This is a genomic window from Arthrobacter sp. BF1, assembly GCF_056680215.1.
The window spans coordinates 1,820,159-1,833,994 of record NZ_CM155271.1 but is presented as its reverse complement, the minus strand read 5'-3'; the positions used below and the strand labels follow the sequence as shown (position 1 = coordinate 1,833,994).

The 13,836-nt window shown below is 65.9% G+C and carries 10 protein-coding genes; all 10 read right to left on the bottom strand.

Going from position 1 to position 13,836, the window contains the following annotated elements:
• Positions 1 to 51: 51 nt before the first annotated feature.
• Complete coding sequence (locus tag AC1MCD_RS08560) at positions 52 to 1,509, bottom strand: glutamate synthase subunit beta (protein ID WP_498677630.1); 1,458 nt, start codon at positions 1,507 to 1,509, stop codon at positions 52 to 54.
• The gene (gene gltB / locus AC1MCD_RS08555; RefSeq protein WP_498677627.1) at positions 1,502 to 6,112 is read right to left on the bottom strand and encodes a glutamate synthase large subunit; all 4,611 of its coding nucleotides are present in this window, start codon (positions 6,110 to 6,112) and stop codon (positions 1,502 to 1,504) included. Before gltB ends, AC1MCD_RS08560 begins: the two co-directional genes overlap by 8 nt.
• Positions 6,113 to 6,376: 264 nt before the next feature.
• On the bottom strand, positions 6,377 to 7,519 hold the full coding sequence (gene lgt / locus AC1MCD_RS08550; protein ID WP_498677626.1) for a prolipoprotein diacylglyceryl transferase: 1,143 nt from the start codon (positions 7,517 to 7,519) through the stop codon (positions 6,377 to 6,379).
• A 5-nt stretch (positions 7,520 to 7,524) separates the two neighbouring features.
• The gene (trpA, locus tag AC1MCD_RS08545) at positions 7,525 to 8,331 is read right to left on the bottom strand and encodes a tryptophan synthase subunit alpha (RefSeq protein ID WP_498677624.1); all 807 of its coding nucleotides are present in this window, start codon (positions 8,329 to 8,331) and stop codon (positions 7,525 to 7,527) included.
• Entirely contained in the window at positions 8,331 to 9,776 is a 1,446-nt protein-coding gene (gene trpB, locus AC1MCD_RS08540; protein WP_498677623.1) for a tryptophan synthase subunit beta, read from the bottom strand. Before trpB ends, trpA begins: the two co-directional genes overlap by 1 nt.
• Before the next feature lie 75 nt (positions 9,777 to 9,851).
• Positions 9,852 to 10,673, bottom strand: coding sequence for an indole-3-glycerol phosphate synthase TrpC (gene trpC / locus AC1MCD_RS08535; RefSeq protein WP_498677619.1), 822 nt, complete (start codon positions 10,671 to 10,673; stop codon positions 9,852 to 9,854).
• Positions 10,673 to 10,960 carry an HGxxPAAW family protein gene (locus tag AC1MCD_RS08530; protein ID WP_498677614.1) on the bottom strand — a complete coding sequence of 96 codons (288 nt, stop codon included), beginning with the start codon at positions 10,958 to 10,960 and terminating at the stop codon, positions 10,673 to 10,675. Before AC1MCD_RS08530 ends, trpC begins: the two co-directional genes overlap by 1 nt.
• Positions 10,961 to 11,075: 115 nt before the next feature.
• Positions 11,076 to 11,678 (bottom strand): Trp biosynthesis-associated membrane protein, encoded by a 603-nt coding sequence (locus AC1MCD_RS08525; RefSeq protein ID WP_498677612.1) that lies wholly within the window; start codon positions 11,676 to 11,678, stop codon positions 11,076 to 11,078.
• A complete protein-coding gene (locus AC1MCD_RS08520) occupies positions 11,675 to 13,243 on the bottom strand; it encodes an anthranilate synthase component I (RefSeq protein ID WP_498677609.1) in 1,569 nt (522 codons plus the stop codon). Before AC1MCD_RS08520 ends, AC1MCD_RS08525 begins: the two co-directional genes overlap by 4 nt.
• Before the next feature lie 98 nt (positions 13,244 to 13,341).
• Positions 13,342 to 13,749 (bottom strand): phosphoribosyl-AMP cyclohydrolase, encoded by a 408-nt coding sequence (gene hisI / locus AC1MCD_RS08515; protein ID WP_498677606.1) that lies wholly within the window; start codon positions 13,747 to 13,749, stop codon positions 13,342 to 13,344.
• Between the last annotated feature and the right edge of the window lie 87 nt (positions 13,750 to 13,836).

Below are 13,836 nucleotides of genomic sequence, written 5' to 3'. Positions count from 1 at the left end.
TCATTGTGGAAGTGAACCTGAGGCGAACTGACCGTGCGTCAGGACCGTGCGTCAGAGAACTGCGATGGCTCGGTCCGTCGGGGCCACCGGCGCCGGCAGGATGGTGCTGCCCATGAGGAACTTGTCCACCGCGGCAGCGCAGGCACGGCCCTCGGCGATGGCCCACACGATGAGCGACTGCCCACGGCCGGCGTCGCCCGCCACGAAGATTCCCTCGGTGTTGGTCATGTAGTAGCCGTCGCGGGACACGTTGCCGCGGCCGTCGAACTCGGCGCTGACCTGCTCGGTGATGCCGGCCGGCTCGGCTCCGGTGAAGCCCAGGGACAGGAACACCAGGTCCGCCGGAATGATCCGCTCGGTGCCCGCCTTGGGGAGGCGCTTGCCGTCAACGAATTCCGTTTCAGCTACCTTCACGCCGGTGAGCTTGCCGTTCTCCCCCACGAATTCCACGGTGGAGGCGAGGTACGTGCGTTCGCCGCCCTCCTCGTGTGCGCTGGCCATTTCGAACAGCGTGGGGAACGTGGGCCAGGGCTGGTGCCCGGCACGTTCCGACGGGGGCTGCTTGCCGATGGCCAGGGTGGTCACCGAAGTGGCCCCGTGGCGGTGCGCGGTGCCGAGGCAGTCGGCTCCGGTGTCGCCACCGCCCAGGATGACCACGTGCTTGCCCCGAGCATGGATCTGGTTCTCCACTGTCTCCCCCGCCACCACGCGGTTGGCCGGCACGAGGTAATCCATGGCGTAGTGCACGCCGTCCAGGTCACGGCCGGGAATGGGCAGGTTACGGGGCACGGTGGCGCCGGTGGCAACCACGACGGCGTCGTACCGGCGGCGCAGCTGCTCCCACGTCACGTCGGTACCCACGGCGACGCCGGTGCGGAAGCGGGTGCCTTCGGCCTTCATCTGCTCGATGCGGCGGTCCACCTGCTCCTTCTCCATTTTGAAGTCGGGGATACCGTACCGGAGGAGCCCGCCGATCTTGTCGTCACGCTCGTAAACCGCCACGGTGTGGCCAACCCGGGTCAGCTGCTGTGCCACGGCCAGGCCGGCAGGGCCGGAGCCGACGACGGCAACGGTCTTTCCGGTCAGGCGGGCCGGGGGCAGCGGGTTGACCCAGCCGTTGTCCCAGGCCTCATCAGCGATCGAAACTTCGACCTGCTTGATGGTCACGGCAGGCTGGTTGATCCCCAGCACGCAGGACGCCTCACAGGGCGCCGGGCACAGCCGGCCGGTCCATTCCGGGAAGTTGTTGGTGGCATGCAGCCGCTCAATCGCTTCCTCGCCCTTGCCCCGCCAGGTGAGGTCGTTCCACTCCGGAATCAGGTTGCCCAGCGGGCAGCCCTGGTGGCAGAACGGGACGCCGCAGTCCATGCAGCGGCCCGCCTGGGCCTTCAGGACGCCCTTTTCCTGAGCCTCATAGACTTCCTTCCAGTCCATGATGCGGACCGGAACGGGACGCCGTGGCTGGGTTTCACGCTGGCGTACTTTTAGAAATCCGCGTGGGTCAGCCACCGGTTACCTCCAAGATTCGAGCCCATACTTCTTCGCCATCGGGGTCAAGGCCCTCTTCGATAGCGTCAAGACGGGTTTGCAGGACTGCCGCGTAATCGCGCGGCAGCACTTTGGTAATGCGGGCAGCAGTGTCGTCGAAGTTCTCCAGCAGCCGGGCAGCGTGCAGCGATTCCGTTTCTTCAACGTGCTTCACCAGCAGGCCGTGGACAATGTCACGGTCTTCGGCGTCGAGCTCCAAGAGCTGGAGCTCGCCGGATTCCAGGGCGTCCTTGTTGACCCGAGTGGTCCGCAGGTCCAGTACGTACGCAGTACCACCGGACATGCCGGCGCCGAAGTTGCGTCCGGTGCGGCCGATGATCAGCGTCTGACCGCCGGTCATGTACTCGCAGCCATGGTCGCCGATGCCTTCAACGACGGCGGTGGCGCCCGAGTTGCGGACCAGGAAGCGTTCGCCCACCTGGCCGCGCAGGAACATTTCACCGCTCGTGGCGCCGTAGCCGATCACGTTGCCGGCAATGACGTTGCCTTCCGCCTTGAACACGTTGCTGCGGTCCGGCCGGACAATGATGCGTCCGCCGGAAAGACCCTTGCCTACGTAGTCGTTCGAGTCGCCGAAGAGACGAAGCGTGATGCCGGCGGGCAGGAACGCGCCTAGCGACTGTCCGGCGGTGCCGGTCAGGGTGATGTCGATGGTGTCCGGTGCCAGCACGTCGGTACTGAACGTCTTGGTCACCGTGTGGCCGAGCATCGTGCCCACCGAACGGTCAGTGTTGATGACGTCCACGGCGATCTTCACCGGGGTGCGGTCGGTCAGCGCCTCCGTGGCCATGGTGATCAGCCGCTGGTCAAAGTGCTTGTCCAGCTCATGGTTCTGCGAGGTCATGTTTCGCAGCGGAGCGTCGTCGTCGAACTCAAGACCATGCAGGATCGGGTCCAGGTCCAGGCCGTCGGCCTTCCAGTGGTTGATCGCCTCGCGGGCGTCCAGCACCTCGGCGTGGCCGATTGCCTCCTCGATGCTCCGGAAGCCAAGCTCCGCGAGGATCTCGCGGACTTCCTCGGCCAGGAATTCGAAGAAGTTGACCACAAATTCGGGCTTGCCGCTGAAGCGGGCCCGCAGTTCCGGGTTCTGCGTCGCGACGCCCACCGGGCAGGTGTCCAGGTGGCAGACGCGCATCATGATGCAGCCTTCCACCACGAGCGGAGCGGTGGCGAAACCGAACTCCTCACCGCCGAGCAGCGCGGCAATAACAACGTCGCGGCCGGTCTTGAGCTGGCCGTCAACCTGCACCACCACGCGGTCACGCAGACCGTTGAGCATCAGCGTCTGCTGGGTCTCGGCAAGTCCCAACTCCCACGGCACACCCGCATGCTTGAGCGAGTTAAGCGGGGAGGCTCCGGTGCCGCCGTCGTGTCCGGAGACAAGTACGACGTCGGCCTTCGCTTTCGTGACGCCCGATGCCACAGTGCCGATCCCCACTTCGGAGACGAGCTTAACGTGGACGCGGGCCGAGGGGTTGGCGCGCTTCGCGTCGTAGATGAGCTGCGCGAGGTCCTCGATGGAGTAGATGTCGTGGTGCGGGGGCGGGGAGATGAGTCCGACGCCGGGCGTTGAGTGACGCGTGCGGGCAACCCAGGGGTAAACCTTCTGCGCCATCAGCTGGCCGCCTTCGCCGGGCTTGGCACCCTGCGCCATCTTGATCTGGATGTCATCGGCGTTGGTCAGGTACAGGCTGGTGACACCGAACCGGCCCGAGGCGATCTGCTTGACCGCCGAACGGCGCTTCGGATCCAGCAGCCGGTCTACGTCCTCGCCGCCTTCACCGGTGTTGGACTTAGCGCCCAACTGGTTCATGGCAATGGCCAGGGTCTCGTGGGCTTCCTTCGAGATGGAACCGTAGCTCATGGCGCCGGTGGAGAAGCGCTTCACGATGCTGGAGACCGGTTCCACTTCCTCCAGGGGAACCGCGGGACGCTCATTCTTGAACTTGAGCAGTCCGCGCAGGGTCATCAGGTTCTCGGACTGGTCATCCACGCCCTTGGTGTAGGACTTGAAAATGTCGTAGCGGCGCTCACGCGTGGCGTGCTGCAGCCGGAAGACAGTCTCCGGATTGAAGAGGTGCGGCTCGCCGTCGCGGCGCCACTGGTATTCGCCGCCGCCCAGCAGCGGGCGGTGCGGCTGCTCGATGCCGCCTTCCGGGTACGCCATCTGGTGGCGGGCGGAAACTTCGGCGGCGATGACGTCCAGGCCAACGCCGCCCAGCTGGGAGTGCGTGCCGGCGAAGAATTCGTCCACCAGCTCCTGTCCGAGGCCCAGGGCCTCGAACGTCTGCGCGCCGGTGTAGGACGCCACGGTGGAGATGCCCATTTTTGACATGATCTTCAGGACGCCCTTGCCGAGGCCCTTGATCAGGTTGTAGACGCCGTCCTGCGGCGTCACGCCCACCACGTCGCCGGTGGAGATCAGCTGTTCCACTGATTCCATGGCGAGGTACGGGTTGACGGCCGAGGCGCCGTAGCCGATTAAAACGGCAACGTGGTGTGTCTCGCGGACGTCGCCGGCCTCGACCACAAGGGCGGTCTTGGTGCGGTTGGCGCTGCGGAGCAGATGGTGGTGCACGGCACTGACCAGGAGCAGCGAAGGAATCGGTGCCCACTGGGCATTCGAGTCACGGTCGGAGAGCACCACGTACTGCACGCCGCGGTTGATGGCACCGGAAACCTGCTCGCAGATTTCGGTGAGCCGGGCACGCAACGCGGACTCGCCGCCTTCGGGGCGGTAAAGGCCACGGACCTTCATGGCTATGCGGTCGCCGTCGGGCGTTTCAATATTGGCGATCTTGGCCAGCTGGTCGTTGGTGATCACGGGGAACGGCAGCGAAACCTGCGGCTGCCGGACCTGTTTGGTGTCCAGCAGGTTGCCGTTGGGGCCGATGGCACAGGTCAGCGACGTGACAAGCTCTTCACGGATGGCGTCCAACGGCGGGTTGGTGACCTGCGCGAAGGACTGCACAAAGTAGTCGAACAGCAGCCGGGGACGCTTGGACAGGACTGCCACCGGGGTGTCAGAGCCCATGGCACCCAGCGGTTCAGCACCGGTGCGGGCCATCGGGCCCAGGAGGATCTTCAGCTCTTCGGTGGTGTAACCGAAGGTCCGCTGGCGGATGTTCACCGACGCAGCGGTGTGGACCACGTGCTCGCGCTCGGGGAGGTCCTTGAGATCGATCAGGTTGTCCTTGAGCCACGCGGCCCAGGGATTCGCCGCGGCGACGTCAGCCTTGATCTCTTCATCGTCAATGATGCGGCCGGCGTCAGTGTCCACCAGGAACATCTTGCCCGGGGAAACGCGGCCCTTCTTGACCACCTTGGAAGGTTCGACGTCGATCACGCCCACCTCGGAGGCGAAGATGACCAGGCCGTCCTCGGTGATCCAATAGCGTCCGGGCCGGAGGCCGTTGCGGTCCAGGGTGGCACCCACCAGGTTGCCGTCCGTGAAGGACACTGCGGCGGGACCGTCCCACGGCTCCATGAGCAGTGAGTGGTATTCGTAGAACGCACGCCGTGCGGGATCCATGGTGGCGTGGTTCTCCCAGGCCTCCGGGATCATCATCATGATGGAGTGCGTGATGGGCCGGCCGGAAAGCCAGAGCAGTTCGGCAACTTCGTCGAAGGACGCGGAGTCGGAGGCACCGGGCGTGCAGATGGGGTACAGCTCTTCCGGTGAATCCCCCAGCAGCGGGTTGGCGAGCTGGGACTGGCGGGCGCGCATCCAGTTCCGGTTGCCCTTGACGGTGTTGATCTCACCGTTGTGGGCGATGGTGCGGAACGGCTGGGCCAGCGGCCAGGACGGGAACGTGTTCGTGGAGAAGCGCGAGTGGACAATGGCCAGCTTGGTCTTGAAGCGCTTGTCGGAGAGGTCCGGGTAGAACGGCTCCAGCTGGGCAGTGGTCAGCATGCCCTTGTAGACAATGGTGCGGGAAGACAGGGACGGGAAGTACACACCGAACTTGTTCTGGGCACGCTTGCGGATCCGCCAGGCCCGGGCGTCGAGCTCGTTGTGGCTCAGGTTCTCGCCGGTCGCCGAGGCAAGGAAGGGCTGGGAGAAGTACGGCATGCAGGCACGCGCCATGGCGCCTACCAGGTCAGCCACGATGGGCACTTCGCGCCACCCCAGGACGGTGAGGCCCTCGTCGGCGGCGAGGCCTTCGATGCCTGCCTTGGCGGCGTCGGCCTCGCGCTGCTCGGACGGCAGGAATGCGGTGCCCGCAACGTACTGCCCGGGCGCGGGAAGTTCGAATTCTGTGACAGCCCGGAAGAATTCATCGGGGATCTGCATCAGGAGGCCGGCACCGTCACCGGTGCCTTCGTCAGCGCCCACGGCACCACGGTGCTCAAGGTTGCGCAGGGCGGTCAGGGCGGCGTCGACAATGTCGTAACCGGGCTCACCGCGGAGCGTGGCGATGATCGCAAGGCCACAGGCGTCTTTTTCGTTTTCTGGGTTGTATAGACCCCGGGCCTCCGGCAGCGCAGCAAAGCGCTTGAACGGAGAGACGGGGCCGTCGGATCCTATTTTTTCGGACCAACGTGGGCTATGAAGATGGGTCATTGAAGACGTCCTTCCTCGAGATCGTACGTATGGAAGGGACACCGTTGGCCCCACTTCTGAGCGCCGGTGTGATGGGCACAACAAAGTGTTTATTTACAGGAAATTGTAGGCCAGACCGGCCTGCAGAACGAACAGTTACGCAGGCCCCTGACCCGGGCTTGACCGAGCAGCAGCTATCTGCTGTCCGGGCGGGCCCTTGTGCCACGACGTTGTGGGGTGCGGGCGCTCCGAGGGGTGACTCTGCTGCCCTGCCGTGCCGGCGTCCTACTTGCTTGTGCCAGCCTCCGGCGCGGATTCCGTTGCCTTGTGGCCGAAATTCCCGGTCTCCGACGTCACAGGGATGGACTTGTCGCCGCCCCTGGATGCCGGTTCCTCTTCCGTTGGGGTGGAAGAATGTCCCGATCCATTTTGGATAACAGGCAGATTATCACGCGATTCACTATCTGAGACACGGGTATCCGCATCGCGGACTGCCGGAGTCCCAGAGGTCACACTGTCACCATCCGGACCGCGGCCGGCCAGATAGGGGGTATCCGGTTCGGGGCGGCCTTTCCGGCCCAGCAGGACGAACACGATAAGCGCCGCGGCAAAGACGAAGATGCTCGTCCAGACGTTGAGCCTGGTGGTGATGCCGAACAGGTTGATCTGCTCCGCCTCGTCGATGCGCATCGCTTCGATCCAGACCCGGCCCAGCGTGTAGTACATGGCGTAGAGCCAGAAGAGCCGTGCTCGCCGGAAGTGGAACCGGCGGTCAAGGCCGAGCAGGATCAGCACGCCCGCGATGTTCCAGAGCGATTCGTACAGGAAGGTGGGGTGGAAGAGCGTATCCGCCGGCGTGCCGGCGGGAAAGTTGGGGTTGTCCGCGTCGATCTGCAGTCCCCAGGGCAGCGTCGTGGGCCCGCCGAAAAGCTCCTGGTTGAAGTAGTTCCCCCACCTGCCGATGGCCTGGGCCAACAGCAGCCCCGGTGCCGCAGCATCAAGGAAAGCCGTGAGCTTCACGCCCGCGCGCCGGCAGCCGATCCAGGCTCCGAGGACGCCCAGAACCACGGCACCCCAGATGCCCAGTCCGCCGCGCTGGATCTGCGGGATCAGCCAAAGGTCACCGGTGCCGTCGAAACCGGGGCCGAAGTACTGGTCCGGCGACGAGACCACATGGTACAGACGGCCGCCGATGATGCCGAAGGGGATCGCCCAGATGACGATGTCCCAGACACTGCCTTCAGGCGCACCGCGCTTGGCCCACCTGACGGAGGTCAGCCACAGGCCCGCGATGATCCCGGCCAGGATGCACAAGGCATAAGCGTGGATCCGCAGTGTCCCCCACGGCAGCGGGATGTCGAAGCCGGACCAGTCCGGGCTGGGAATGCTGGCCGGCACCAGGGCGGCGGCCTGAAGGAGGATCTGCATCGTGGCTAGGCTACTTCCCTGGCGAGGCCGGCGCTCAGGTCGCGGGTAAGGTCTGCGACGGCGGGGACACCGCCGTCGCGGATTGCGGCAACCAGCGCGGTGCCCACGATGACGCCGTCAGCGTAGGCGGCGATTTCGCGGACATGATCGGCGTTGGACACGCCGAGCCCCACACAGACGCGCTCGGCGCCGGCAGCATGGGTGTCGGCAACGAGCTGTTCAGCGCTGCTGCTGACATCCTGGCGGGTGCCCGTGACGCCCATGATGGACACGGCGTACACAAAGCCCCGGCTTGCCTTCACGGTCATGGCCAGTCGCTCGGGAGTGGAGGAAGGGGCCACGAGGAACACCCGGTCCAGTCCGTACTTATCCGAGGCGGCGAACCATTCGGATGCCTCGTCCGGGATAAGGTCCGGCGTGATGAGCCCCGCTCCCCCGGCCTCGGCCAGCCTGCGGGAAAACTCGTCCACGCCCATCCGGAGCACAGGGTTCCAGTAGGTCATGACCAGCACGGCCACGTCCGTGGCTGCCGTAATCCCGGCCACGACGTCGAACACGCTCTCCACGCGGAATCCGTTGGCAATGGCTTCGGTGGTGGCCGCCTGGATGACGGGACCGTCCATGACCGGATCCGAATACGGAATGCCGATTTCAATCAGGTCGGCGCCGTTTTTCGCCATGGCAATGCCGGCATCGATGGTGGCCTGGACATCGGGGTACCCCGCCGGCAGGTAGCAGACCAGAGCTGAGCGCCCGGCATCGCGGGCGCGGTCGATGGCGGCGGCGGACTTGCTGGCCGTCAGTTCAGTCATCAGTGGTCCTCGTTGTTGTCAGCGGCCGTGTGGTCTGCGGCGTTGGCGTCTGCGACGGCTTGGTCGCGGACGGCAGCAGGAGCGCCGGTGGCGGGAACGGCTTCAGTTTCTGCCCGGTCGGAAGGGCCCTTGGGTTTGCGGGTGGAGAGGTTCGTACCCTTGACCTTGCCCTCCTCGTCGAGCATGTCGAACCACTCCGCGGCGGTCTCCACGTCCTTGTCTCCGCGGCCGGAGAGGTTCACGATGATCACCGTTTCGGACGGGTTGGCGCTGCCTTCGGTCAGGCGCTTGCCCACCTTGATGGCGCCGGCGAGGGCGTGGGAGGACTCAATCGCCGGGATGATGCCCTCGGTGCGGCACAGCAGCTTGAACGCATCCATCGCTTCGCTGTCCGTGATGGGCTCGTAGGTGACCCGCCCGATGTCGGCCAGGTACGCATGCTCGGGTCCGACGCCCGGGTAATCCAAACCTGCGGAGATGGAGTGGGACTCGATGGTCTGGCCGTCGTCGTCCTGCATGAGGTAGGAGCGCGCACCGTGGAGCACGCCCGGCTTCCCCAGCGTGATGGTGGCCGCGTGACGCCCGGTCTCGACGCCGTCGCCGCCGGCCTCGAAACCGTAGATCTTCACGCCGGGGTCATCCAGGAAGCCGTGGAAGATGCCGATCGCGTTGGAACCGCCGCCAATGCAGGCGACGACGGCGTCGGGCAGTTTGCCGGTCTGCTCCAAAATCTGGGCACGGGCTTCCTCGCCGATGACCTCGTGGAAGAAGCGCACCATGGCGGGGAACGGGTGCGCACCGGCAGCCGTGCCCAGCAGGTAGTGGGTGGTGTCAACGTTGCTGACCCAGTCCCGCAGGGCGTCGTTGATGGCGTCCTTCAGGGTCTGGGACCCGTTGGTCACCGGCACCACCGTGGCGCCCAGCAGCTGCATTCGGGCGACGTTCAGCGCCTGGCGGCGGCAGTCCTCGGCACCCATGTAGACAACGCATTCGAGGCCGAGCAGTGCGGCGGCGGTGGCGCTGGCCACGCCGTGCTGCCCCGCGCCGGTCTCGGCAATGACACGGGTCTTGCCCATGCGCTTGGCCAGCAGGGCCTGCCCCAGCACGTTGTTGATCTTGTGCGAGCCGGTGTGGTTCAGGTCCTCGCGCTTAAGGAAGATCCGTGCGCCGCCGGCGTGCTCGGAGAACCTCTTGGCCTCAGTCAGCAGTGACGGGCGGCCGGAATAGTTCTTGTTCAGCTCTGCGATCTGGGCCAGGAACTCAGGATCGGCCTTGGCCTTTTCGAAGGTGTCCTCAAGCTCGTCCAGGGCGGCGATGAGCGATTCGGGCATCCAGCGTCCGCCGTAACCGCCAAAGTAGGGTCCTGGGGCGTGCTTCAATGAGCCGCCCTGCAGGAATGCCTCCGCGGCGTTGTTCTCAGCGTTCTCTGAGGGTGCGTCAACCATCAGTGTCACCGTCCTGTTCCAGTTGATCGTTCAGAAGTGTTGTGCCGCCGGCCCCACTGCCGGCGGTTGCGAGGACTAGGCCCGTGCGGCGATGGCGGCAGCGCCGGCCGCAGTGAACTCGGCGATGCGCTCCCGCGGAGTCGAATCGCTCACCAGGGCTTCGCCCACCAGGATCGCGTTTGCGCCGCTCGCGGCGTAATGCGACACGTCGTCCACACCGCGCACGCCGGATTCGGCGATGACCAGCGCTTCGCCGGGGATCAGGCCGGCGAGGGACGCGAAAACGGAACGGTCGACGTCGAGCGTTTTGAGGTTGCGCACGTTGACGCCGATGACGCGCGCCTCCGCCGCCACGGCACGTTCGATTTCGGCTTCCGTGTGCGTCTCCACCAGGACATTCATGCCCAGTTCGCGGCTGAGGCCGCTGAACTCCCGCAGCTGGCTGTCGGAAAGCGCCGCCACGATGAGGAGGATCAGGTCCGCGCCGTGGGCGCGGGCTTCCCAGATCTGGTACTCGTCGAGCGTGAAGTCCTTGCGCAGCAGCGGAATATCCACGCGGGCGCGGACGGCATCCAGGTCAGCGAGGGACCCCTTGAAACGGCGCTGTTCAGTGAGGACACTGATCACGGCCGCACCGCCGTCGGCATACTGGGCCGCGAGCGAGGCCGGATCCACAATGGTGGCGAGGTCCCCCTTCGAGGGGCTGCGGCGCTTGATTTCGGCGATCACCTTGAGCTGGTCGCGCGGTGCGGCCGGGCCGCCCAGGGCTGCCCACGCGTCACGCGCCGGTGCGGCCGCCACGGCCAAATCCTTCAGTTCCGCAAGGGAAACCAGACGTTTCCTGGTTTCCATATCCTCCCTGACACCGGCATTGATGTCATCGAGAACAGTAGCCATCAGTGGCCGGTGTTCTTCAGCTTGCTGCCTTCGACGCCGTAGCCTGCCTTGCGCATGACGAAGCCCAGGATTAGGCCCAGGACCATAACGCATGCGCCGGCGATGAAGATGGGTGTGTTGGCGATGACGAAGGCGATTGCTGCGATGAGCGCGCCCACCAGCATGACAATCACGCAGGTCCACGCAGCGGGGCTGTTGCCGTGGCCCAGTTCCTGGCTGTGGTCAACGCCGTGGTGCACGGCAGATGCCGGGGCGGTTTTGGACGCGGGTGCGGGTGCTTTGCTCATGTGAATCTCCTCAGGATCAATACTGCTTACATTCTGCCATTTTTTGGCCGCAACCTGCCCATCGGCGGGCCGGGCCCTGGTTTGGGAGTCTTGTTCCGGTGACTGCCGGCCAAGCTCAGGTGGGATCGTCGCCGCGCGAGAGCCTGTCCCAGCTGTCGATCTCATCCACCGGCCCTGCGGCCGCGGCGGAACTTCCTGCCGCGGCACCATAGGCGGCCGCGTCATATTTGGTGCGGGACTTCCAGTACCGGCCTGCCGGGACGATCAGCAGGGCGCCCAGCGCCAGCAGGATTCCGACGACGACGGCGAGCACAGGGAAGGCGGTCACGTCGGCTCCCGCGCTGCTTCCGGTGACCCCGGTGGCGGCAGCAATTGACCCCTGCGCTGCGGCCAGCGGATCAGCCAGCACCGTGGCGGCTGCAGCGATGATGCCGGCCGCGGCGAGGACCACGATGACGGTAATGACCCACCGTGCAATCCTCCCGGCAATGGACGCGGCCAGCCCGCCGGCCAATGCCACGAGTGCGAGTGCAGTAACGGCGGTGGCTGCCTTGCTGCCCTGGACCGCGAGGGCGTTCTTGCCCCCCACGGCCTGGCCGGCCTGGGCCGGGTCGAGGGTGACCGTGATCCAGGTTTGGGTGGTGGTGCCGAAGACTGCCAGGGCCAGCACGGCGATCAGCAGGACCAGCGTGGATTTTCGGGCCCAGACGGGGGTCATTCGCGGGCCTTCCCCGGTTCGGGCAGTGACTCTGCGGTGATGTTGCGCAGCGATCCGGCCGTGTGCACCGCACGCAGCGGGGCCGCGGCCTTGTTCACGGTTTCGATCGCTTCGGTGGGGTTCACCGAATCCGCCACGATGCCGCCGCCGGCCTGGACGTAGGCCCGGCCTTCACGCAGCAAGGCAGAGCGGATGGCGATGGCCATGTCCATGTCGCCGGCGAAGTCCAGGTAGCCCACCACGCCGCCATAGATCCCGCGGCGGTGCGGCTCCAGCTGGTCGAGCAGCCGCAGGGCCCGGGGCTTCGGGGCGCCTGAGAGCGTACCTGCCGGGAAGGTTGCTTTGAGGACGTCGTAGGCCTTGGCCTGCGGGGACAGTGTGCCCACCACCGTGGAAACCAGGTGCATGATGTGGCTGAACCGTTCCACCTCCATGAACTGGGTGACGTCCACCGTGCCGGCTACGCAGACCTTGGACAGGTCGTTGCGGGACAGGTCCACCAGCATCAGGTGCTCGGCGCGTTCCTTCTGGTCTGCCAGGAGTTCCTCGGCCATCGCCTTGTCGCCTTCAACCGTCTTGCCGCGGGGCCGCGAACCGGCAATGGGGTGCGTAATGACTTCGTCACCGGTCACGGTTACCAGGGCCTCCGGTGAGGACCCGACGATGGTGTACTCACGGCCGTCGGCGTCTTCGAGGCTGAAGAGGTACATATAGGGGCTGGGGTTGGTGTTGCGCAGGACCCGGTACACGTCCAGGGGTGAGGCTCCGCACTCCATTTCGAAGCGGCGGGAAATCACCACCTGGAAGACTTCACCGTCCACGATGGCTTCCTTGCCGCGGTCCAGTGCCTCCAGGTAAGCGGGTTCGGCCCAGCGCTCCTCGACGCTGGAGGCGAAGTCCATGGCAGCGGGTTCCAGGACGGAGACGGGCTGCGCCACCGGTGTGCTGACCTTGGTGAGGAGGGCTTTCACCCGGGCCACGGCATCGTGCCAGGCCTCGTCCACGCGCTCGGAACTGTTGTCGAAGTTGATGGCGTTCGCGATGAGCAGCACGCTGCCGTCGTGGTTGTCATGGACGGCCATGTCCGTGACCAGGTTCAGTGCCAGCTCGGGAAGGTGGAGGTCATCTTCGGGCGGGCTGGTGAGGCGCTCCCAGTGACGGACGGTTTCCCAGCCGAGGAAGCCGACCAGGCCGGACGTGAACGGCGGGAGCCCCTCGAACCTGCTGGTCCGCAGCGCTTCGACGGTGTCGCGGATGGCGTCCACCGGGTTGCCGTCCAAGGGCACGCCTGCAGGGGGCTGGCCGAGCCAGTGGGCCTGGCCGTCCTTGGTGGTCAGCGTGGCCCGGGATTTCGCGCCGATGAAGGAGTACCTGGACCAAGTGCCGCCCACCGCAGCGGACTCCATCAGGAAAGTTCCCGGCTGGCCGTTGGCCAGCTTGCGGTACAGGCCGATGGGCGTCTCAGCATCCGCCAACACCTTGAGCGTGACAGGGATGACCCGGCTGGTGCCGGCGAGTTCGCGGAACTCCTCGAGGCCCGGGCTGATGATTCCAAGGTCCTGCATGGCTATGGTTCTCCGCCTGTTCTTGTGTGCCGCCGCGGGCGGCGTCAGTCTTTATGCTGGGTATGAAGCCTGCGGCGGGTTCCGTCGCAGGGGGTGGGTCAGAGGGCCGGGCCTGCCTGGACGTCAAGTGCACGCCCGTCGAAGCAGGTCCGGGTGCCCGTGTGGCAGGCCGCGCCGACCTGGTCGACCCTGACCAGCAGGGCATCGCCGTCGCAGTCCATGGCCACGGATTTGACCCACTGGACGTGGCCCGAAGTGTCCCCCTTGCGCCAGTATTCCTGCCGGGACCGGGAGTAGAAAGTGACCCGGCCGCTGGTCATGGTGCGGTGCAGCGCCTCATCATCCATCCACCCCAGCATCAGCACCTCATTGGTGTCGAACTGCTGGACCACGGCGGCAACGAGACCGGCGCTGTCACGCTTGAGGGCTGCGGCTACAGCCGGCGGAAGCGGGCTGGCGGCAGGGGCGGGGACAGGTAAGGGGGCGGGGGCGGGCTGCTCAGACATCAGGTCAAGTCTAGTGCCTGATAAGAGGGGCCCGAATATGCCCCGGCCGGCATACAAGCGTGTGTTACCAACGGCATTCGTGCCATG

Excerpts from the sequence above, each read along its gene's own strand:
- gltB (WP_498677627.1), bottom strand. The coding sequence starts at position 6,112 with ATGACCCATCTTCATAGCCCACGTTGGTCCGAAAAAATAGGATCCGAC.
- lgt (WP_498677626.1), bottom strand. The coding sequence starts at position 7,519 with ATGCAGATCCTCCTTCAGGCCGCCGCCCTGGTGCCGGCCAGCATTCCC.
- trpA (WP_498677624.1), bottom strand. The coding sequence starts at position 8,331 with ATGACTGAACTGACGGCCAGCAAGTCCGCCGCCGCCATCGACCGCGCC.
- trpB (WP_498677623.1), bottom strand. The coding sequence starts at position 9,776 with ATGGTTGACGCACCCTCAGAGAACGCTGAGAACAACGCCGCGGAGGCA.
- trpC (WP_498677619.1), bottom strand. The coding sequence starts at position 10,673 with ATGGCTACTGTTCTCGATGACATCAATGCCGGTGTCAGGGAGGATATG.
- AC1MCD_RS08530 (WP_498677614.1), bottom strand. The coding sequence starts at position 10,960 with ATGAGCAAAGCACCCGCACCCGCGTCCAAAACCGCCCCGGCATCTGCC.
- AC1MCD_RS08525 (WP_498677612.1), bottom strand. The coding sequence starts at position 11,678 with ATGACCCCCGTCTGGGCCCGAAAATCCACGCTGGTCCTGCTGATCGCC.
- AC1MCD_RS08520 (WP_498677609.1), bottom strand. The coding sequence starts at position 13,243 with ATGCAGGACCTTGGAATCATCAGCCCGGGCCTCGAGGAGTTCCGCGAA.
- hisI (WP_498677606.1), bottom strand. The coding sequence starts at position 13,749 with ATGTCTGAGCAGCCCGCCCCCGCCCCCTTACCTGTCCCCGCCCCTGCC.